This is a genomic window from Halomonas hibernica (assembly GCF_013183775.1).
Taxonomy (GTDB): domain Bacteria; phylum Pseudomonadota; class Gammaproteobacteria; order Pseudomonadales; family Halomonadaceae; genus Vreelandella; species Vreelandella citrativorans.
Window position 1 is genome coordinate 84009 of record NZ_VIFN01000009.1, and the last position, 19143, is coordinate 103151.

20 protein-coding genes and 2 tRNA genes are annotated in these 19143 nt (G+C 51.3%); 12 read left to right on the plus strand and 10 right to left on the minus strand.

All coding sequences use genetic code 11. The annotated features are described in order from the left end of the window. Positions 1–70: 70 nt before the first annotated feature. Together FKN99_RS13745 and FKN99_RS13750 are read right to left on the minus strand one after the other, a co-directional pair. Positions 71–1261: an amino acid aminotransferase gene (locus FKN99_RS13745; RefSeq protein WP_172118415.1), complete on the minus strand. Its 1191-nt coding sequence runs from the start codon at positions 1259–1261 to the stop codon at positions 71–73. Beyond that, positions 1262–1600 carry a 4a-hydroxytetrahydrobiopterin dehydratase gene (locus FKN99_RS13750; RefSeq protein ID WP_172118416.1) on the minus strand — a complete coding sequence of 113 codons (339 nt, stop codon included), beginning with the start codon at positions 1598–1600 and terminating at the stop codon, positions 1262–1264. Positions 1601–1726: 126 nt separating this feature from the next. On the opposite strand from FKN99_RS13750, the gene cobA reads away from it, so the two are divergent. The 4 genes from cobA (at position 1727) to dcd (ending at position 5432) form a co-directional block, all read left to right on the plus strand. Continuing rightward, positions 1727–2506: a uroporphyrinogen-III C-methyltransferase gene (cobA, locus tag FKN99_RS13755; protein WP_172118417.1), complete on the plus strand. Its 780-nt coding sequence runs from the start codon at positions 1727–1729 to the stop codon at positions 2504–2506. Positions 2507–2792: 286 nt separating this feature from the next. Next, positions 2793–3902 carry a coiled-coil domain-containing protein gene (locus FKN99_RS13760; RefSeq protein WP_172118418.1) on the plus strand — a complete coding sequence of 370 codons (1110 nt, stop codon included), beginning with the start codon at positions 2793–2795 and terminating at the stop codon, positions 3900–3902. Between the two features lie 151 nt (positions 3903–4053). Beyond that, positions 4054–4854 (plus strand): iron-sulfur cluster carrier protein ApbC, encoded by an 801-nt coding sequence (apbC, locus tag FKN99_RS13765; protein WP_172118419.1) that lies wholly within the window; start codon positions 4054–4056, stop codon positions 4852–4854. An 11-nt stretch (positions 4855–4865) separates the two neighbouring features. Continuing rightward, positions 4866–5432, plus strand: a complete 567-nt coding sequence (gene dcd, locus FKN99_RS13770; protein WP_172118420.1) for a dCTP deaminase — start codon at positions 4866–4868, stop codon at positions 5430–5432. A 111-nt stretch (positions 5433–5543) separates the two neighbouring features. On the opposite strand, the gene purN is transcribed toward dcd, so the two are convergent. Both purN and purM read right to left on the minus strand, forming a co-directional pair. Next, on the minus strand, positions 5544–6296 hold the full coding sequence (gene purN / locus FKN99_RS13775; protein WP_172118421.1) for a phosphoribosylglycinamide formyltransferase: 753 nt from the start codon (positions 6294–6296) through the stop codon (positions 5544–5546). Next, a complete protein-coding gene (purM, locus tag FKN99_RS13780) occupies positions 6293–7360 on the minus strand; it encodes a phosphoribosylformylglycinamidine cyclo-ligase (protein WP_172118422.1) in 1068 nt (355 codons plus the stop codon). The genes purN and purM overlap by 4 nt, the downstream gene beginning before the upstream one ends. A gap of 199 nt (positions 7361–7559) precedes the next feature. Between purM and FKN99_RS13785 the strand changes: the two genes are divergently transcribed. After that, complete coding sequence (locus FKN99_RS13785; RefSeq protein ID WP_172118423.1) at positions 7560–8672, plus strand: AI-2E family transporter; 1113 nt, start codon at positions 7560–7562, stop codon at positions 8670–8672. Continuing rightward, positions 8669–9373, plus strand: coding sequence for a DnaA regulatory inactivator Hda (gene hda / locus FKN99_RS13790; RefSeq protein ID WP_172118424.1), 705 nt, complete (start codon positions 8669–8671; stop codon positions 9371–9373). The genes FKN99_RS13785 and hda overlap by 4 nt, the downstream gene beginning before the upstream one ends. Before the next feature lie 62 nt (positions 9374–9435). Here the strand turns inward: hda and FKN99_RS13795 are convergent, their stop codons facing one another. Continuing rightward, positions 9436–9810 (minus strand): phasin family protein, encoded by a 375-nt coding sequence (locus FKN99_RS13795; RefSeq protein ID WP_172118425.1) that lies wholly within the window; start codon positions 9808–9810, stop codon positions 9436–9438. 240 nt (positions 9811–10050) lie between these two features. On the opposite strand from FKN99_RS13795, the gene FKN99_RS13800 reads away from it, so the two are divergent. Further along, positions 10051–11427, plus strand: coding sequence for a class II fumarate hydratase (locus FKN99_RS13800; protein WP_172118426.1), 1377 nt, complete (start codon positions 10051–10053; stop codon positions 11425–11427). Positions 11428–11435: 8 nt separating this feature from the next. On the opposite strand, the gene FKN99_RS13805 is transcribed toward FKN99_RS13800, so the two are convergent. Then, a complete protein-coding gene (locus tag FKN99_RS13805; protein WP_172118427.1) occupies positions 11436–12521 on the minus strand; it encodes an endonuclease/exonuclease/phosphatase family protein in 1086 nt (361 codons plus the stop codon). A gap of 171 nt (positions 12522–12692) precedes the next feature. Between FKN99_RS13805 and FKN99_RS13810 the strand changes: the two genes are divergently transcribed. The 3 genes from FKN99_RS13810 (at position 12693) to FKN99_RS13820 (ending at position 13437) form a co-directional block, all read left to right on the plus strand. Beyond that, positions 12693–12769, plus strand: a tRNA-Val gene (locus FKN99_RS13810). Positions 12770–12790: 21 nt separating this feature from the next. Beyond that, positions 12791–12867: transfer RNA gene (locus tag FKN99_RS13815), tRNA-Val, on the plus strand. Between the two features lie 294 nt (positions 12868–13161). After that, positions 13162–13437: a hypothetical protein gene (locus tag FKN99_RS13820; protein WP_172118428.1), complete on the plus strand. Its 276-nt coding sequence runs from the start codon at positions 13162–13164 to the stop codon at positions 13435–13437. Here the strand turns inward: FKN99_RS13820 and FKN99_RS13825 are convergent. From FKN99_RS13825 to FKN99_RS13840, 4 genes are all read right to left on the minus strand, one after another. After that, positions 13434–13901, minus strand: a complete 468-nt coding sequence (locus FKN99_RS13825) for a GAF domain-containing protein (RefSeq protein WP_172118429.1) — start codon at positions 13899–13901, stop codon at positions 13434–13436. The two genes, FKN99_RS13820 and FKN99_RS13825, sit on opposite strands and share 4 nt — an antisense overlap. A 67-nt stretch (positions 13902–13968) precedes the next feature. Beyond that, entirely contained in the window at positions 13969–14760 is a 792-nt protein-coding gene (locus FKN99_RS13830) for a MetQ/NlpA family ABC transporter substrate-binding protein (RefSeq protein WP_172118430.1), read from the minus strand. A gap of 105 nt (positions 14761–14865) precedes the next feature. Next, positions 14866–15519 carry a methionine ABC transporter permease gene (locus FKN99_RS13835; protein WP_087107396.1) on the minus strand — a complete coding sequence of 218 codons (654 nt, stop codon included), beginning with the start codon at positions 15517–15519 and terminating at the stop codon, positions 14866–14868. Continuing rightward, positions 15500–16543, minus strand: coding sequence for a methionine ABC transporter ATP-binding protein (locus FKN99_RS13840; RefSeq protein ID WP_172118431.1), 1044 nt, complete (start codon positions 16541–16543; stop codon positions 15500–15502). Before FKN99_RS13840 ends, FKN99_RS13835 begins: the two co-directional genes overlap by 20 nt. Positions 16544–17005: 462 nt before the next feature. Here FKN99_RS13840 and FKN99_RS13845 point away from each other — a divergent pair, with 462 nt between their 5' ends. Together FKN99_RS13845 and FKN99_RS13850 are read left to right on the plus strand one after the other, a co-directional pair. After that, the gene (locus FKN99_RS13845) at positions 17006–17632 is read left to right on the plus strand and encodes a riboflavin synthase subunit alpha (protein ID WP_172118432.1); all 627 of its coding nucleotides are present in this window, start codon (positions 17006–17008) and stop codon (positions 17630–17632) included. A 197-nt stretch (positions 17633–17829) separates the two neighbouring features. After that, positions 17830–19128 (plus strand): NCS2 family permease, encoded by a 1299-nt coding sequence (locus FKN99_RS13850; RefSeq protein ID WP_172118433.1) that lies wholly within the window; start codon positions 17830–17832, stop codon positions 19126–19128. Positions 19129–19143 lie beyond the last annotated feature (15 nt).

Below are 19143 nucleotides of genomic sequence, written 5' to 3' on the forward strand. Positions count from 1 at the left end.
ACAACCATTCCCAAGATACAAAAACGCCCAGGCAAAGCCTGGGCGCTGAGTAAAGCGTTAGGCAATGCGGTTAGTCGTTAACCGCTGCAATTGCTTTGGCAAGGTAAGGGAGATTTTCATGAGAGAAGCCCGCAACGTTGGCGCGTCCAGAGCGGACCATGTAAATGCCAAACTCATCGCGTAAGCGATCTACCTGGTCAGGCGTTAGCCCGGTGTAGGAGAACATGCCGCGCTGTTCAGCAACACAAGCATATTTCTGATCCAGGCCGTAGGGTTTCAGGGCTTCCACAAAATCACGGCGCAGCGTATTAATACGGTCACGCATTTCGGTGAGTTCTTCACGCCACATGGTGGTCAGTTCGGCATCGTTTAAAATTTCGCTTACGATGGCGCCGCCGTGAGCAGGCGGGTTGGAGTAGTTTTCCCGAGCCACAATGGCCACCTGAGAACGCACATTCTCCATCTGCTCCGCGTCTTTAGCGACCATGATAAGGCAGCCAGTGCGCTCGCAGTAGATACCGAAATTCTTCGAGCAGGAGCTGGTGATAATCACTTCGTCCAGCTGTTCGGCTAGTAGGCGTACGCCGTAGGCATCTTCATCAAGCCCTTCACCAAACCCTTGGTAGGCGAAGTCAACGAGCGGTAGGAGCTTACGTTCACGTAGAACGACCAGCACTTCCTGCCACTGCTCTTGGGATAGATCAAAACCGGTCGGGTTATGGCAGCACGCATGCAGCACCACGACGTCGCCTTCAGGAATTTTTTTCAGCGCGGCCAGCATGCCTGAAAAATCGAGGCGGTTATCAGCATCTACATACGGATATTTATGCAGCGCTATGCCCGCAGACGTAAAAATACCGTGGTGATTGGGCCACGTCGGGTCGCTTACCCAAATACCTTTATGGGGTAGCTGAGTCGCAATAAAGTCAGCCGCTAAGCGTAACGCACCGGTACCGCCGGGGGATTGAGTAGCGCTGGCGCGTTTGGCTTCCAGTACGGGGGAGTCGCTACCCAGCACCATGGGCAATACGACATTGCTGTAGGCGGGCGCCCCGTGCGAACCGATATAGGTTTTGGTGGCTTCATTCTTGAGCAGGCGAGCTTCAGCTTCTTTGACTGCGCGCATTACCGGTGTAGTACCCTTTGAATCGCGGTAAACCCCTACGCCCAAATCAACCTTTTGCGGATTGGTATCTTTTTTGAAAGCTTCGATCAGCCCGAGAATGGCATCTCCAGGGACTCGCTCAATATGCTCAAACATTTACTCAGCTACCTCGTCGGTTCTGGCGGCAAGAATGAAATCATTAAGATGCAGGCCATTAATACGATGTGTCCACCACATTACGGTGGTTTTACCCCATTCGGTGATTAACATGGGGTGGTGTCCGGCCTGCTCTGCTATTTCGCCAACACGCTGGGTAAATGTCAGCGCCTTGGCAAAGTCATAAAACGAAAAGCTTCGTGACAGCTTTATGATGCCATCGTGCTCGACAATCCGCCACTCCGGTAATTGCTCAAGATAAGCCTGACACTCGCTTTTATCTAGCGGCGGGGTATCTTTCGAGCAGGGCTCACAGATAGTTTGTGCAAGCCTGAGCATATACATTCCCTCATAAAATCGGCATAACACTGGTCATGAAAGCAGACAAACGCAAACACGGCCAATTATCATTGGCATGATTACGCGTAAGCAACAATATAGGTATGAATTTTGTCAGGAGGTCGAATGAGTGGTTTTGTTAGCCTGGTGGGCGCAGGTCCTGGCGATGCAGAGTTATTAACCTTAAAAGCCTACAAGCGCCTCCAGCAAGCAGATGTCGTGCTTTACGACCGCTTGGTTAGTAGCGCTATTTTGGCGCTACTGCCGAGCAATACGCAGCGCTTCTATGTTGGAAAGGTCCGGTCGCAGCATAGCGTTCCTCAACAGGAGATTAATCAACGCTTGGTCGACTGGGCCATTGAGGGCAAAAGCGTCGTAAGGCTTAAAGGCGGTGACCCGTTCATCTTTGGTCGCGGCGGTGAAGAGTTGGAGGCGCTAATCACTCATGGGGTAGCGGTGGAGGTTATTCCCGGTATCACCGCCGCCTCAGGATGCTCCGCTTATGCTGGCATTCCGCTTACCCATCGTGATCATGCACAGGCTGTCCATTTTGTGACGGGGCATTGGGCGGATGATGAGCAGGCAGTGGAGTGGGAAGCGTTAGCAAAGCCAAACCAAACACTGGTTTTCTATATGGGGCTAAACAGCGTTGGTGTGATTAGCCAAAAGTTGGTGGCGTATGGGATGTCGCGTGATACGCCTCTGGCGTTGATTGAGCAAGGGACGATGGCTGAACAGCAAATCCATACGGGAACATTGGCCTCGCTGCCTGAGGCCTTGACGACAGGTGGTATTCAATCACCGGCGCTTTTAATTATTGGTGGTGTGGTTTCACTGCATACAAAGCTTGCGTGGTTCAAAAATGCGCATCCAAGCGAAGCTCCCGCTCATAATGATCTACAGTAGAAGGTGGGCTTGGCTAGGGTCTGTCTGAAAAGTCGACGAGCGAAGACAAGACAAGGCAAAAATTGGCGAAAAAACGGAGTTTACATGTGTAAATGAGTATTTTGAGCCAATTTTTAACGCCGTATTGTCGAGCGCAGACACTTTTCAGACAGAGCCTAATGCATTGAATCTGCTAGTGGACTGGCTAGATGCCATTTGCTGTGTATGCTTGTAATGGACGATATGCGCTAAACGCATCTTTAACGCTGCTGATATCGGTAGCCTGGTAGAGAGAGAGGGACGCAGAATGTCAGAAGAAAACCATTCGGATCATCAGACGCCTGCGAGCAGGCTGGATGCCAAAACACTATTTAAAGATAACCGAGTCAGGGCTATCGCGGGTATCGCCGCCATTGCCGTTATTTGGGCGATCATGGCGCAGTCCAACGCAGGGACTCATAAAGAGCGTGTTGAAGTGCTTGAAGGGCAGCTTGCAAGTGCTGAACAGGACAATCGTCGTTATAGCCGTCGTATCCAGGAAATAGATCAGGCAGAAACCAATTTAGCGGACATGCAGGAAGAGGTGGCACAGCTTGAAGAGCAGCGCAATGAAGCCAGTTCTGCGTTGGAAAGCGCACAGAATGACGTGGCTACTATTCAGACGCGCCTTGAAGCATTAGAAACTCAACGAGATGAACTTCAAAATGAAGTGGATGCTTTAAACCAGGAGCTGGAAAACGCCCAGGGTGATATGCAGTCACTACGCGATGAGCGCGATGAAATCACAACGACCCGTGATAATGCTGAAGCGACACTTCAGCAGATAGAAGAAGCCCAGCAGAGCGCTGATGAAGCGCGGCAAGAGGCTGAAACCGCACGCCAACAGGCTGAAGAGCAGCGTCAGCAAGCGGTTGAAGCACTAAGTAGCGCTGAAGATGATTTTGCTGAACTTGAAGAGCAGAGCCGTCAAGCGAATGAAGCGCTCTCTGGCCTTGAGGAGCAGGTGGCTTCGGCACAAAGTGAACTGGATGAGTTGGAAAATACCCGTGACTCCCTCACCTCTGAGCGTGATGAGCTTCAAAACGAAGTCGATTCATTGGTTGAGCTTCGTGAAGAGGAGTCGCAGAGCCTGGAGCAGGTGCGTGGCGAAATGGAAGACTTGATGGTTGCGCTTGATCTTGGTCGTAATGAAGTTGCTAACATTAATAGCGATATTGAAGCGCGTGAAGAAACCTTATCTCAACTGGAGTCTCAGCTAAGTAGTTGGCGAGATGAGCTTTCTTCCCTTGATCAGCGTTTAGGTAGCGTCGATGATGCAGCAAATGACGCCTCATCCGAGGGTGGCGCAACGGATCAGGCACCTGCCAACGAAAACGATAACAACCAATCACAGAGCCAACAGCAAAGCAATAATTAAGCGTATTCGTCTGAATCAACCAGACGAATTGACAGGCGGATGCTGGTAGCCCCAGCATCCGTTTTTGTTTGTTGGTTTATGAATACGTGGTCACAGAGTATCATTTGGCACAACGTGAATAGTTTTTGCCTGGATTATAGGAGCGCGACTAATGGACGGCGTTAAACATATTGTCGCAGTGGCCTCGGGAAAAGGTGGGGTTGGTAAATCGACCGTCACCGTTAACCTGGCGCTGGCACTGTCTGCTCAGGGTTATCGTGTGGGCGTACTGGATGCGGATATTTATGGTCCAAGCCAGGCGCAAATGCTTGGTGTGAAGGAGGGTGTCCGCCCCGAGGCGACTGACAACAACCAGTTTTTACCGTTGAATGCCCATGGCCTTCAAGCCATGTCGATGGCCTTTTTGGTCAATACGCGTGAAGCGATGGTCTGGCGGGGGCCAATGGTGGTGGGGGCTTTTCAGCAAATGCTCACACAAACACAGTGGGATAATCTTGATTTCCTACTGATTGACATGCCCCCAGGCACCGGCGATATACAGCTGACACTGGCGCAAAAAGTGCCAGTAACGGGAGCGGTTATTGTGACCACCCCGCAAGATATCGCGCTGTTGGATGCGCGTAAAGGTATCGAAATGTTCCGCAAGGTGAATGTTCCGGTGCTTGGTGTGGTTGAAAACATGAGCCTTTACCACTGTGAAAACTGTGGTCATGAGGCCGCAATTTTTGGTACAGGAGGAGGGGATAGCATTGCCGAAGAGTACCAGACAACCGTGCTGGGACGGCTGCCATTGACGTTGTCCATTCGAGAGCTAGCAGACTCGGGTACTCCAAGCGTTATCTCAGAGCCTGATAGCTCGGTAAGCCAAGCGTTTGCAGAGATTGCCAGGCAAGTTGCCCAGTCAGTAAATGGCAGCGAAAGCGATGGGCCCACTATTTCTTTTAGCGAGTGATGAAGTAACACATGAGTATCAAATCAGATAAGTGGATTCGTCGCATGGCACAAAGTGATGCCATGATTGAACCGTTTGAAGCAGAGCAGGTTCGCTATGTTAATGATCAGCGAGTGATCTCTTACGGCACATCCAGCTATGGCTACGATGTCCGCTGTGCCGATGAATTTAAGGTGTTTACCAACATTCACTCGGCCATCGTTGATCCTAAAGCGTTTGACGAAAAAAGCTTTGTGGACGTAAAAGGTGATGTTTGCATTATTCCGCCTAACTCGTTTGCGTTAGCTAGAACGGTTGAGTATTTTCGTATTCCGCGCAGCGTGCTGACTATTTGCCTGGGTAAATCAACCTATGCGCGTTGCGGTATTATCGTGAACGTCACGCCGCTTGAGCCGGAATGGGAAGGGCACGTAACGCTTGAGTTCTCTAACACGACCAATTTGCCCGCCAAGATTTATGCTCACGAAGGTGTGGCGCAAATGCTGTTTTTAGAGTCCGACGAGGAGTGCGAAACGTCGTATAAAGACCGAGGCGGGAAATACATGGGGCAGCGTGGTGTTACGTTGCCGCGCACGTAATCGATACGCCTGTTAAGTAGCCCTAAAAGTAAGGCCTTACGGTTTCCCGTAAGGCCTTGCTTTCTATTTACTGTGCGCGTTTCTGCGAACAGTAGCCGACAGGTCGGTCAACTACACGTCGCTGTCTTCATCCAACTCTTCATCAAGCTCTTCAGCGGCATCGGCATGAGAAAGACGCATACCATGTTCAGGCAGAAGATGGCCGTCCATTTTAGCGCCTTCCGCGCTGTACTGTAGCCGCCCCTCTAAAAACCACTGTACGGCGATTGGGTAAATCAGGTGCTCGCGGGCGTGGACCTTCTCTTTAAGTGTCTCTGCGTTATCCTCAGGAGTGACCGCTAATTCTGCTTGCAGAACTACGGGGCCGCCATCCAGCTCTTCGGTAACAAAATGCACGCTGCAACCATGACTGGTTACTTTGTCGGCCAACGCCCGTGCATGGGTATTTAACCCTTGGTACTCGGGCAGTAGTGAGGGGTGAATATTCAGCATCCGGCCCAAAAAGCGTTGTACAAAGCGCGGCGTTAAAATACGCATAAAGCCAGCCAGCACAATCACGTCGGGTTCATGACGCTCAATCACCTTAATCAGTGCGCCGTCGTAAGCCTCGCGGTTGTCATATTCACGATGAGGCAGGGCGACGGCCTCGATGCCGGCCTCGTGGGCGCGCTTCAAACCATAAGCGTCAGCCACGTTGGAGATCACCGCCACAATCTCGCCGCCTAAACGGTCATGCGACTGCGCATCAATCAACGCTTGAAGATTACTGCCACTGCCTGAAATCAGCACAACGACCCGCCGTGGCCCGGTAGGTTCTGGTGTCATGTCGGTCATCGTGTCGCTGGGATATTCGGTACCACTCATGCTGACAGGTTCTCCAGCACCACCGCCTCTTCCTGACGTTGGGTAATATGCCCGATACGATAAACCGTTTCACCTTGAGCTTGAAGATGAGCCATGGCCTGGTCAGCTTCAGCCGCAGGAATCACCAGTACCATACCGATGCCGCAGTTAAGCACGCGGTGCATTTCGACTTCGTTAACATTGCCTTGGGCCTGAAGCCAATCGAAAACTGCGGGGCGCTGCCACGTATTAATATCAATATGTGCTGCTAGCGTATCAGGCAGTACGCGCGGAATGTTTTCCAGCAGGCCGCCGCCGGTAATATGGGAAAGCGCATGAACCGGAATAGAGGTGCCGCGCATTAGTGAAAGTAATGATTTGACGTAGATACGAGTCGGCGCCAGTAATGCATCACCCAGTGGGGCATTATCTACCTGGGTGTCGAGAGAGGCATTGCTGACGTCAAGGATCTTACGAATCAGGGAGTAGCCATTGGAGTGAGGGCCTGAGGAGGCAAGCCCAAGAAGAACATCGCCTTCTGCCACTTTACTGCCATCAAGAATTTCGGATTTTTCCACCACACCAACGCAAAAACCGGCTAGATCATAGTCGCTGCCTTCGTACATGCCCGGCATTTCGGCGGTTTCACCACCCACCAGAGCGCAGCCTGCCAGTTCACACCCCGCACCAATACCCGTGACAACATCTGCCGCGATATCCACATCCAGCTTGCCCGTGGCATAGTAGTCAAGGAATAACAGCGGCTCAGCACCTGCAACAATCAAATCGTTAACGCACATGGCTACCAGGTCGATGCCGATAGTGTCATGTTTGCCAAGGTCCATGGCGAGACGTAGCTTGGTGCCTACGCCATCGGTGCCAGACACCAGTACAGGCTGCTTGTAACCTGCTGGCAGCTCGCATAGTGCGCCAAAGCCGCCTAACCCGCCCATTACTTCGGGGCGTGTGGTACGTTTGGCAACGTGTTTAATGCGGTCAACTAGGGCATTTCCGGCATCAATATCGACACCTGCATCTTTATAGCTGAGTGAAGGAGTAGCCGGAGAAGTGGAAGTCTCGGTCATGACAGTTCCTGTGAAGCCTATAGCAGTACGGGGTAGTGCTGGCGAAATGGCCAGTGCTGGGCAATAACTGCAGAAGATTGTAACACCCAGCGGCGTGGGTCGCATCGCCGGTATACATGTTGGGTCAGTGTTCCTCCAACTTTTGTTATTATTAAGCGTACAAAGCGCTATTGATGGATCCAGGAAGGAGAGTCATGTAATGCGAAATTCATGGTTAGGGGTTGGCCTGCTCGCGATTTTCGTTGGGCTGGTGTATGTACTTAATTCGGTGTTGATGCCCTTTATTGCCAGCATGGTATTGGCCTATTTAGCTGACCCGCTGACTAACTACTTTCAGCGGCTGGGAATGAAGCGACCTTTCGCCGTGAGCCTGGTGTTTCTGGTGCTGCTTATTGTATTAACGGCGAGTCTATTGATTTTTATTCCGCTGGTGATTCAACAAATCAAGCAGCTAGGGGAAGTGATGCCTGACATGTTCATGTGGATTGAGAATGTGCTGGCGCCACAGGTTCAGGAGTGGACGGGCTACGATTTGCGTGCCGAGTTAATCAATGTGCGTGAAGTATTGGTGGAAAACTGGCGTGATGCGGGAGGGTATTTGGCTCAAGCGCTAGGCCAAATTGGCCGCTCAGGTATGGCCTTTATGACATGGATTACTTATATCGCTTTGATTCCTGTCGTGACGTTTTATTTGCTCCTCGACTGGAAACGGATGCTGCGCAATCTTGCAAGCCTGGTGCCAAGGCAATGGGCTGATGATACGTTTCGCTTAGCGCGGCGTTGCGATGAAGTGCTGTCCTCTTTTTTACGCGGCCAGCTTTTGGTGATGTTGTGCCTGGGCGTTATTTACGCGACCGGTCTTACCGTGATGGGGCTTAATTTTGGTTTGTTGATAGGGTTTGTTGCCGGCCTGGTAAGTTTCGTACCCTTTTTGGGGTTTATTGTTGGCATTGCCGTCGCCTTAATTGTTGCATTATTTCAATTCGGTACGTGGTGGGCGGTGCTCGGTGTGATCGTGGTATTTAGTATCGGTCAAGCTGCAGAAAGTGTCATACTGCAGCCCAAACTATTGGGCGATAAAATTGGTTTGCATCCTGTCGCCGTTATTTTTGCTGTACTGGCGGGTGGAAATTTATTTGGGTTTACCGGTGTGCTGTTAGCGTTACCCGTTGCAGCTGTTTTTATGGTGCTGCTTAGAGAGCTTAATGATCGTTATAAACACAGCACCTTTTATAATGCAGAACAAGGCTCGCTAACGCCTTTAAATCACCATAATGAGCTGGGGCGTCACGACGAAAGGGAGTCACCATGAGCCGAGTGCCGGCACAGCTGCCGTTAGGAGTAGGGTTGCGCGATGATGCAACCTTCAATAACTATTACGCTTCAGGCGCGAATGCTCCACTGGTTGAACATCTGACACAACAATTTCAGCCGAATGCAGAGCCGTTTATCTATTTATGGGGTGCGCAAGGCAGCGGCAAAAGCCACCTACTTCAGGCCGCCTGCCATGCGGCTTCCGATGCGGATATGCGGGCCTTGTATTTACCGTTAGCTGACCTGGGGCATTTTCCGCCCCTGATGCTTGAAGATATAGAGCGATTGGATTTAGTCGCGATTGATGATCTTGAGTATGTCGTTGGCCGAAAACGGTGGGAAGAAGCCCTGTTTCATGCGTTTAATCGCTTGCGCGATGCTGGCAAACAGCTTGTTATCGCCTCTAACACACCTCCGCGCCAGCTTGAGGTTGTGCTTCCGGACCTTGCTTCACGCCTTACCTGGGGAGTGACGTTTCATTTACACCCTTTGGATGACGAAAGCCGTTTGGCCGCGCTTAGGCTGCGCGCCAATGTCAGGGGAATGCAGCTACCCGATGACGTAGGGCGCTATATTTTGCACCGCGGACCTCGCGAATTAGGCGATTTATGTAAGGCGATTGAAACTCTGGATCAGGCTTCCTTGTCGGCTAAGCGTAAACTGACAATCCCGTTTGTTAAGTCTGCACTTGGCTGGTAAGCAAAAGCCCGCTGAGTGGATCAGCGGGCATCTAATGATTAAGTGTTCAGAACTTAAAAAAATCAGGTCGTTTGACGCATCTTGCCAGCAGCAGCCTGTGCTTGTTTCACGTTTTCTTTGGTTAGTTTTTGGCTTTTCTTGAAATAATCTTGCTGAAGCGAAACCACTTTATCGGCATCGCCTTTCACGCGTTCCGCTAGCTGCTTAACAACCTGCTGTTGGCCTTCCATATAATTACGCAATCCTTGCGGATCTTTAACGCTGGTTAGCTGGCGCAATTGATTAATACCCGTCTCAGCATAAGCCTGGTTTGCTTCCACCTGAGCGTTCAGCATCTTTTCGGCATAATCAATCGTTAGCGCAGCATAAGCGCGTGCAGGGGCCATAAAGACGTTATCAAACTGCTGGTTCATTTCATTTGTGTTGAATGCATTCATTATGAAACTCCTGCCTGAACAATAAAAATGTCATTAGTTTAGCGTTTCTGCAGTGCAGCATAGCAGTCGTTTTTGTGCGCTGCAATATAAAGAGGCAGGCTTAATGTGAGCATGATGGGACATGACGGTTTACCTGGCCGGTTGGAGCGTCTAGTTTGAATAACGGCAGCGGTTGAGAAGGGATTTGCCCACGTGATCGCTTGTAGATAAGGTTGATTACCACTCAAAGGAGAGAATCATATGGATACTCGTATCGAGCGCGATAGCATGGGTGAGCTTGAAGTGCCTTCTTCCGCGCTTTATGGCGCTCAAACGCAGCGGGCCATTAATAATTTTCCGGTGTCTCACACCCCTATGCCCCCCGCGTTTATCCATTCCGTAGCGCGGATAAAGCTGGCTGCAGCGCGGGCTAACCAGCAGTTGGGCCTGTTGGATGATGCTAGAGCCAAGGCTATTCAAAACGCAGCACAGGCTGTGATTAACGGGCAGCACGACGACCAGTTCCCGATCGACATTTTTCAAACGGGCTCGGGCACTTCTACCAATATGAACGTGAATGAAGTATTGGCTACCTTGGCAAGTCGTGAAGGTGTCGATGTGACGCCTAATGATCACGTGAATATGGGGCAATCAAGTAATGACGTCATCCCAACCGCCATACATGTGTCAGCAGCGATTGCGGTTAATGAGTCTCTCAAGCCAGCACTTGAGCATTTAAAGACCTGTATTGATCAGCGTGCCGAGGAGCTAAAAGATGTTGTCAAAACGGGACGCACCCATTTAATGGATGCGATGCCGTTACGTATGGACCAGGAACTCGGGGCCTGGTCGAGTCAATTAGGGCAGGCTATTGAGCGATTCGACAGCGCGATGAGCAGGCTATGCCGCTTGGCGCAGGGTGGGACAGCGGTTGGTACGGGTATTAATGCACCTGAGGGATTCGCTGAGCAGGTAGCCAAAGAGCTAAGCGAGCAAACCGGGCTTAATTTTGCACCCAACGATAGTTTTTTTGCCAGTCTTTCATCTCAGGATGCCGCCGTTGAACTATCCGGGCAGTTAAAAGGCCTCGCGTGCGTCATTATGAAGATTGCCAACGACTTACGCTGGATGAACTCAGGCCCCTTGGCTGGGCTCGGCGAAATTGAGCTTGAGGCGCTTCAGCCGGGTAGTTCCATCATGCCGGGCAAAGTTAATCCTGTGATTCCTGAGTCGGCAGCGCAGGCGTCAGCCCAGGTGATTGGGTTGGATGCCGCCATTACCGTGGCAGGCCAGAGCGGTAATTTTCAGTTGAACGTCATGCTGCCACTGGTGGCAACGAATTTGCTCACGGCGATTACGCTAATGAGTAATACGTCACGGCTACTGGCGGATAGAGCAATTGCAACGTTCAAGGTGCGAGAAGATAACTTGCAAGTCCCCTTGGCTCGAAATCCAATTCTGGTGACCGCGCTTAATGGCGTGATTGGCTATAATGCCGCGGCGGCAGTGGCTAAAAAAGCCTACCAGGCAGGTAGGCCTATCATTGATGTTGCTGAGGAAGAGACGGATCTGGACCGTAAAACGCTGGAACGCCTTTTGGATCCAAGCGTATTGACCCAGGGAGGCGTTCCGGAGTAACCCGTCGATCAGGTTAGTTGCTTCTCGGTTTTGCCTTTTTGAATCGTTTCGCTGGCTTGTTGATGCTCTTCGCTGTCTGCTTCGGGTCGCTCCTGCTCATTTTGGCGAGAGGGCTGATAGCATAGGGTGGCGAGAATAGGAAAGTGGTCAGACCCAAAGGCATCAAGGCGCTGCATGTTGACCAGGGTGAAGTGGTTGGTTACAAAAATGTGATCAAGAGGCCAGCGTAATAAGGGGTTCTTGGCGTGGAAGGTACTAAACATGCCCCGTCCGCGCCTGGGGTCAAGCATGCCGCTAACCCTGCAAAATAGTCGAGTGGTGCGTGACCAGGCGACGTCATTCAGATCGCCGGCGACCAGGGTGGGCTGGGGCGTTTGGTGCACCTCTTGGCCCACCCATAAAAGCTCGGCATCACGCCATAACGACTTTTCGCTTTCTGATGGCGCAGGTGGGCGAGGGTGGACGGCATATAGGCGAATATAATCGCCGCTTTCAAGCTGCACTTGGGTGTGAATGGAAGGAATGTCCTCCTGAATTAGCCATTTAACGGAGGTGTCTTTCAGCGGCAAGCGCGAATAAAGATGCATGCCGTACAAGTTATCTAAAGGCACTTTAACGTTATATTTCCAGCGTTCTGCTAACTCGGGGTCGAGCTTATCCTGCCACCACTGATCTGACTCAAGGGTTAAAATGATATCCGGCTGGTGTTGCTGGATCATCCCCAATAATCCTTCCGTGTGCCGATTAGGCGTCAGCACATTGGCAATTAAAAGCGTAATGTGCTGTTTGCTGGAAGACTGTTTGGATGCGTTTTTAACGTCCACTGACCATAGCCGAGTCCAAGGCAAGATATATTGGCTTTGTAAAGCGACGGTGATGAGAACGATAATCCAAGTCGCGGTACGCCAATTGCCAGGCGATAGAAAGACGAGAGCGGATACCCCACAAAGCAGCGACAGAGTTGCTATTTGAACGCGAGGGAATTCAAAGCAGCGGACCCACCACCAGCGAAGAGGGATACGTGCAATCAGTGTTGCAAGCAGAGGTATTAACGCTATGCACGCAAGGAGGGGGGTAAGGAGAGGGGCGAGCATTATTGGTTTCCTGCTTTAGAAAGAGGGGTGGACGGTTTAAAACGCTGAAAATTTAAATACTCACTTACGTAGCGATTTTATAGCGAGATGGGCGTGAGTGGGTTGTTCAGAAAGAAAAAATTAGCTTGCAATGCAGTGATAAATAAGTAGAATACGCATCCGTTGCACGACAGGACCATAGCTCAGTTGGTTAGAGCGCCACGTTGACATCGTGGAGGTCGGCGGTTCAAATCCGCCTGGTCCTACCATCATCGCAACCTTTTCTATTTAGGACCATAGCTCAGTTGGTTAGAGCGCCACGTTGACATCGTGGAGGTCGGCGGTTCAAATCCGCCTGGTCCTACCAAATTGTTAGCCCCGTGCTTTTTAAAGCACGGGGTTTTTTTGTTTGGCGTCGTTCTCATGCCGTGCACGTTTATTGCGCGCAGCATTGCTATTCAGACACAGCTTACCTTGTCGGGTGTAACGCCCAGTGATCAGGAGGTTGGTACGCTGTGTCTTTTTGCGTGAGATGGTATCTGTCACGATAACGTCATGCTTCATAAAGTACAATATGTGTATAGCTATCGGCGTGGCGCTATGCGGGAATTCGCGCTGTGATGAACAACTCTCTCCATGAACATGATTCAAGGATGAAGATATGTATCTTAATTTATTGCCCCGTTGGGCCTCAGTTTTTGGTGGCTTAAAGTTAGGCCGTAAATCTGCAAATAAACCGCCGCTAGTGAGCGATAATCGTGAGAGTGTGGAGCTTGATGAATATTTTCATACGGCTCAAGAGCTAGGGTTGAGCCGCTATAAGGCAGAAGAAATATTCAATCAAACGCTAAGAAAAGCGCGCCGCCGCTCTGAGCTATCCATGAGCGACGTTATTTTTCGCGCTTACTGCACCATTCATCTACATGCTTACCACTAGCGGGTCGGTAGATCTGTTTGGCGCTGAAAAGTCGCTATTAGCGCTTCGATTCCTGCCTGATCGTCTGCGGTAAAGCGCGCAGGTAGTGGGCTGTCCAGGTCTAGAACGCCCCATAGAAAGCCTTCTATCACGATGGGAATGACCAGCTCGGAACGTGAGTCGGCATCGCAGGCAATATGGTCTGCGACGGCGTGTACATCATCGACCCGCTGTGTCTGCTGCTGGCGCGCTGCGGCTCCGCATACGCCTTTGCTAAAAGGGATGGGGTGGCAGGCGGGCTTGCCCTGAAAAGGCCCTAACCCTAGGGTCTCGGGTTGACGCTGAAGATAAAACCCCACCCAGTTTAGGTCAGGTACTTCCTGCTGAATAAACGCGCACATTTGAGCGCTGTTGGTAAGCCAGTCGCGTGTATCAAGCAGGGCTTCGAGCTGGCGGTTGAGTAGCGCGTAATTAATGGTTGGCATCATTATCTCATCATAAACGCATCAGGCCGACGCTAAGGCCGGCCTGATGAGGTGCTTGCTGAAGGGGTTATTCAGTCCAGCCCGGCACGGCAGCGCCTTTAAACAGCTCTTCTGCTTTGGCTGCTACTTCGTCGCGCTGATAGGCATCCACTAGTTGGCGAATATCTTCACGCTCTTCATCACCGCCGCGTACGGCAATAAGGTTCACGTAGGGAGACTCAGGCCCTTCTTTGATCAGGGCATCGTCAAGCTTCAAGCCAGCTGGCTGGGCGAACGTGTTGTTGATAAACGCCATGTCGACATCGCGCAATACACGGGGCAACTGGGCAGCTTCAATTTCACGGAAGCGGAAGTTGCGCGGATTCTCGGCGATATCGATCGGCGTGGCTTCCAGATACTCCGGGTCGTTTAGTGTGATCAGGCCTTCGTTATGCATCAAAATCAACGCACGACCTTCATTGGAAGGGTCGTTGGGCAGTGCAATCTGCGCGCCGTCGGGCAGATCTTCAATGCTATCGAATTTTTCTGAATAAGCACCGATCGGATAAACAAAGGTATAGCCTGCAACGGCAAGGTCATAGCCGCGATCGCTAACCATGGCATTCAAGTAAGGAGCGTGCTGGTAGGCGTTGGCATCAAGGCTACCGTCGGCCAGTGCAACGTTGGGCGTTACGTAGTCGGTAAATTCGATAATTTCGACATTAAGGTCGTACTCTTCTTTGGCAATCCGCGCCGCCACTTCCATTACTTCAGTTTCGGGGCCGGCAACGGTACCCATTTTCAGCGTGCGGGTTTCTGCGTTTGCAACGTTAACGGCCAGTGCCAAGGCTGTCAGGCTACCAATTATTAGTTTTTGCATGATAAGTCTCCTAATACGTTGTATCGTCATTTTTTAATAGTATTGGAATAAGAAAAATAATTCTAATGTTTTTTTGTTATAAGCAGGCATGGCCAATTGCGATCACTATTTACGATCACTTTTGCGCACCAGATAGTCGCCCAGGCTTTGAAAGCCTTGCACCATGACCACCAAAATAATCACGGTAATCAGCATAATAGTGGGGTTAAAACGGTTGTATCCATAACGGATGCCCAGGTCCCCCAAGCCGCCACCACCTACCGCACCCGCCATCGCGGAGTAACTGACTAGCGTTACCAGCGTAATGGTTAAGCCTGTAATGATGCCGCCTCGCGCCTCTGGTACAAGTACCTTGCGAATAATCTGCCACGGGGTTGCGCCCATGGACTGAGCAGATTCTACCAGGCCAGGCGACACCTCATTGAGTGCGCCCTCTATCAGACGCGCCACAAAAGGGATGGCCGCAATGGTTAGGGGAACTGATGCGGCGTTGATGCCTATCGACGTGCCTACCAGCATACGTGTGAACGGGATGATGGCTACCATCAAAATAATGAAAGGAATCGAGCGGCCAATATTAGTAATAATGCTCAATACCTGATTAAGCACTGGCTGGGCTAGAATTTGCCTTGGCCGTGTCGCGTACAACAATACGCCTAATGGTAGGCCGAGCAGTGTCGAAATGACGCCAGAGATGGCCACCATATACAGCGTATCCAGCGTGGCCTGTAAAATAAGGTCAAACATTGCGCTGGACATAACCAAGTACCTCGACTTCTAACTGGTGAGACTGAAGATAATCCATTGCCTGTTGCGTCTGCTCTGTCGTGCCAAGCAGTTCTGCAATCATAAGCCCTAAGGTGCGGTCCTGAATGGACTCGACTTTGGCCTGTAAAATGCTGACATCCACATTGCACTCGCGGGCCAGGCGGGAGATAAGCGGTGTGGAGACGGCATCGCCAGAAAACGTTAGGCGTACGACGGGGTGAGTGGCCTCTCCTGGCGTATCGCTTAAGCGTTCGATCAGCTCTTTAGGGGGGCTAAGCTGGAGAAAATCGTTCAAAAATTCGCGGCCAAGCTGAGTGCTGGGGGCCGTGAAAAAGTCGCCGACTTCTGCGTCTTCCACGAGTGTGCCGTTGGAAATAAGGCTTACGCGGTGGCAAATTGACTTAACCACTTCCATTTCATGGGTAATCAACAAAATAGTGATACCCAACTGGTGATTAATATCACGCAGCAACTCAAGAATAGAGCCGGTAGTTTGTGGATCTAATGCCGATGTTGCTTCATCACACAGCAGCACATTGGGTTGGCTGGCCAGAGCGCGGGCGATAGCAACACGCTGCTTTTGGCCACCCGAGAGCTGCGCGGGATACTGTTTGGCTTTGTCCGCCAGCCCGACCATTTCCAGTAGCGGAAGTACGCGGTGTTGAATGGCGCTACGTTTTTCACCCATCAGTTCAAGCGGCAGAGCAACGTTATCAAACACGTTCCGCGTAGTAAGCAAGTTGAAGTGCTGGAAAATCATGCCAATGCGGTGACGTGCCTGGTTTAGGGCGCCGCCGTTTAAGCGAGTCATCTCTTGGCCATCCACGGTCACGCTGCCACTGGTTGGCCGCTCAAGTAAGTTAACGCAACGGATTAGCGTGGATTTTCCAGCGCCGGATAGGCCGATAACGCCGTGAATAGCGCCTCTAGGTACGTGCAAATTAACATCTTTCAAGGCGTGAACGGCGTTATTGCCGCTGCCATAAGTTTTACTGACGTTGCTAAGTTCAATCATAGCGTCTGCCTTAATAGGAGGCCAAAGACGGAGTGCAAGGGAGCAAGCGTAGGGCGAGGAATAAAAAAAAGGCCACCCTTTCGGGTGGCCATCAACGCTGGACACACCCTTTTAGCTGCACTTCACCAAACCTGTGGCTTGGTGGGCGCCCGCAATATGGGTACAAATCGGCGCCATTACATGGGCCGAAAGTCTAAGCAGCCCCTTCCTCTTTGTCAATTGAAACCGGCTGCTTTACGCGTGTGGTCGCTTGATTAGGCGCAGTCGTGCGTTTTTAAACGTTTTTAGGCGTACTGCACTTTGCTTTGCGTCCATCAAGGCATTTGATTAGCGTCACGCATGCTGCTCATCATACTTTCCCGGTTGCGGTGTGCGCATTGTTAACTTCTCACGGATAAACTTGCGCCGGGTTGATTTCGTGTTTGAATAGGCGTTTTCACAGCGACGTAGTAAGGGTGGATTATGTTTACCGGCATCGTACAGGGCACCGCAAGTATAGTAGAGGTGCATGAACTTGACGCGTTTCGAACCCATGTAGTGGCATTGCCACCCGAAATGCGTGAGGGGTTGGAAATTGGTGCGTCAGTGGCCCATAACGGCGTGTGTTTAACAGTTACTGCTATTGAAGGCGATAACGTTAGCTTTGATTTGATGCGAGAAACCCTGCGCTTGACTAATCTTGGTGCACTTGAACCGGGTGGGCGCGTCAATATAGAGCGTGCTGCACGGTTTGGCGACGAGATTGGGGGGCATTCGATGTCCGGCCATATTATCTGTATGGCCAGCGTCGTCGCGATAGAAGAAGCTCCCAATAACCGTCGGCTTTGGTTTTCTCTACCCGACACGATTGGCCGCTTTGTGTTTGAAAAGGGGTATATCGGTGTTGATGGCATCAGTTTGACGGTCGGAGATGTACGGCGCGCGGCAGATGATGGCGGCTTTGAGTTCAGTGTGAATCTGATACCCGAAACGCTCTCACGCACCATGCTCAAAGAGCGTCTGCCTGGCGATAAGGTCAATATTGAAATTGATCCGCAAACGCAGGTGATTGTCGAAACGGTCGAGCGCGTGCTGGCTAAACGATTATAAGAAAGCAGCGGGTGGTTGGCTGACCTGTTGGTTCGCTGATGGCCTGAAGATTGCTAGCGTTAGTGTCAGTGGAGGTGGCTCCGCTTAAACCGGCTGTGCGTTAGGTACTCGCATCGCGCGGGAGCTTTCGGTAATATGTGCGGCTTTTCTCGCTCCAAGGGGACGCATACTGCGTTTGCGCGAAGGATAAAACATACATGAAACTTCTGGATAAGTATTTCAAGCTCACTGAGCTAAATACGAATGTGAAAACAGAGGTGGTCGCCGGGATCACAACGTTCCTGACGATGGCTTATATCATTTTCGTAAACCCTAGCATCCTGTCGGAAGCGGGTATGGACTACGGTGCCGTCTTTGTCGCGACTTGCGTGGCGGCAGCGATTGGCTGCTTCGTGATGGGCATTTGGGCTAATTACCCCATTGCGCAAGCACCGGGGATGGGGCTTAACGCCTTCTTCACTTACGGCGTGGTGCTAGGTATGGGATATACCTGGGAAGCCGCGCTTGGTGCGGTCTTCTTCTCGGGTTTGATATTCTTCGTATTGAGTGTTTTTAAAGTCCGTGAGTGGATTATCAACTCGATACCACTCTCGCTACGCTTAGGGATTGCGGCAGGGATAGGGCTTTTTCTGGCCATGATTGCGCTTAAAAACGCAGGTATTGTGGTGGCTAATCCGGCGACTCTGGTCGCGATGGGAGATCTTTCACAGCCAGCGGCTCTTTATTCATTGCTGGGCTTTTTTGTGATTACGGCGTTGGCGTACCTGCGGGTCAAGGGCGCGGTATTAATTGGTATCCTGGGCATTACTCTCATTTCGATGCTGTTGGGGCATAATGCATACAACGGTGTGATGTCGATGCCGCCCTCTATCGCGCCTACCTTTATGGCGATGGATCTGGTGGGCGCCCTTGATGTGGCGATGCTCAGCGTTATTTTTGCGTTCCTGTTTGTTGATCTGTTCGATACCTCCGGCACGCTGGTAGGGGTTGCTCATCGGGGTAACCTGCTCGACAAGGATGGCAAACTGCCTCGTATCGGGCGCGCCATGATGGCCGATAGCACAGCATCCATGGCAGGCGCGGCACTCGGCACCTCAACCACCACGAGCTATATTGAATCAACGGCGGGTATTGCATCGGGTGGGCGAACAGGCCTAACAGCCGTCGTGGTCGGTGTACTGTTTTTAATCAGTCTTTTCTTTGCGCCGTTAGCAGGCTCTATCCCGGCTTATGCCACTGCCGGTGCGCTGCTGTACGTTGCGGTACTCATGGCGGGCAGTTTATCCCATGCGAACTGGGAAGACCCAACCGATGCTGCTCCGGTATTAATTGCAGCATTGGCAATGCCGCTGACGTTTTCAATTGCTGACGGTATTGCCTTGGGCTTTATTAGCTTTGTAGGAATTAAAACGCTTTCAGGCCGGTTTAGCGACCTGAATCCTGCTGTCGTGATTCTGGCCTTGCTGTTTGCAGCGAAGTTTCTATTCCTGGGTTAATTATCCAGGCTATTT

Excerpts from the sequence above, each read along its gene's own strand:
- FKN99_RS13745 (WP_172118415.1), bottom strand. The coding sequence starts at position 1,261 with ATGTTTGAGCATATTGAGCGAGTCCCTGGAGATGCCATTCTCGGGCTG.
- FKN99_RS13750 (WP_172118416.1), bottom strand. The coding sequence starts at position 1,600 with ATGCTCAGGCTTGCACAAACTATCTGTGAGCCCTGCTCGAAAGATACC.
- cobA (WP_172118417.1), top strand. The coding sequence starts at position 1,727 with ATGAGTGGTTTTGTTAGCCTGGTGGGCGCAGGTCCTGGCGATGCAGAG.
- FKN99_RS13760 (WP_172118418.1), top strand. The coding sequence starts at position 2,793 with ATGTCAGAAGAAAACCATTCGGATCATCAGACGCCTGCGAGCAGGCTG.
- apbC (WP_172118419.1), top strand. The coding sequence starts at position 4,054 with ATGGACGGCGTTAAACATATTGTCGCAGTGGCCTCGGGAAAAGGTGGG.
- dcd (WP_172118420.1), top strand. The coding sequence starts at position 4,866 with ATGAGTATCAAATCAGATAAGTGGATTCGTCGCATGGCACAAAGTGAT.
- purN (WP_172118421.1), bottom strand. The coding sequence starts at position 6,296 with ATGAGTGGTACCGAATATCCCAGCGACACGATGACCGACATGACACCA.
- purM (WP_172118422.1), bottom strand. The coding sequence starts at position 7,360 with ATGACCGAGACTTCCACTTCTCCGGCTACTCCTTCACTCAGCTATAAA.
- FKN99_RS13785 (WP_172118423.1), top strand. The coding sequence starts at position 7,560 with ATGCGAAATTCATGGTTAGGGGTTGGCCTGCTCGCGATTTTCGTTGGG.
- hda (WP_172118424.1), top strand. The coding sequence starts at position 8,669 with ATGAGCCGAGTGCCGGCACAGCTGCCGTTAGGAGTAGGGTTGCGCGAT.
- FKN99_RS13795 (WP_172118425.1), bottom strand. The coding sequence starts at position 9,810 with ATGAATGCATTCAACACAAATGAAATGAACCAGCAGTTTGATAACGTC.
- FKN99_RS13800 (WP_172118426.1), top strand. The coding sequence starts at position 10,051 with ATGGATACTCGTATCGAGCGCGATAGCATGGGTGAGCTTGAAGTGCCT.
- FKN99_RS13805 (WP_172118427.1), bottom strand. The coding sequence starts at position 12,521 with ATGCTCGCCCCTCTCCTTACCCCCCTCCTTGCGTGCATAGCGTTAATA.
- FKN99_RS13820 (WP_172118428.1), top strand. The coding sequence starts at position 13,162 with ATGTATCTTAATTTATTGCCCCGTTGGGCCTCAGTTTTTGGTGGCTTA.
- FKN99_RS13825 (WP_172118429.1), bottom strand. The coding sequence starts at position 13,901 with ATGCCAACCATTAATTACGCGCTACTCAACCGCCAGCTCGAAGCCCTG.
- FKN99_RS13830 (WP_172118430.1), bottom strand. The coding sequence starts at position 14,760 with ATGCAAAAACTAATAATTGGTAGCCTGACAGCCTTGGCACTGGCCGTT.
- FKN99_RS13835 (WP_087107396.1), bottom strand. The coding sequence starts at position 15,519 with ATGTCCAGCGCAATGTTTGACCTTATTTTACAGGCCACGCTGGATACG.
- FKN99_RS13840 (WP_172118431.1), bottom strand. The coding sequence starts at position 16,543 with ATGATTGAACTTAGCAACGTCAGTAAAACTTATGGCAGCGGCAATAAC.
- FKN99_RS13845 (WP_172118432.1), top strand. The coding sequence starts at position 17,006 with ATGTTTACCGGCATCGTACAGGGCACCGCAAGTATAGTAGAGGTGCAT.
- FKN99_RS13850 (WP_172118433.1), top strand. The coding sequence starts at position 17,830 with ATGAAACTTCTGGATAAGTATTTCAAGCTCACTGAGCTAAATACGAAT.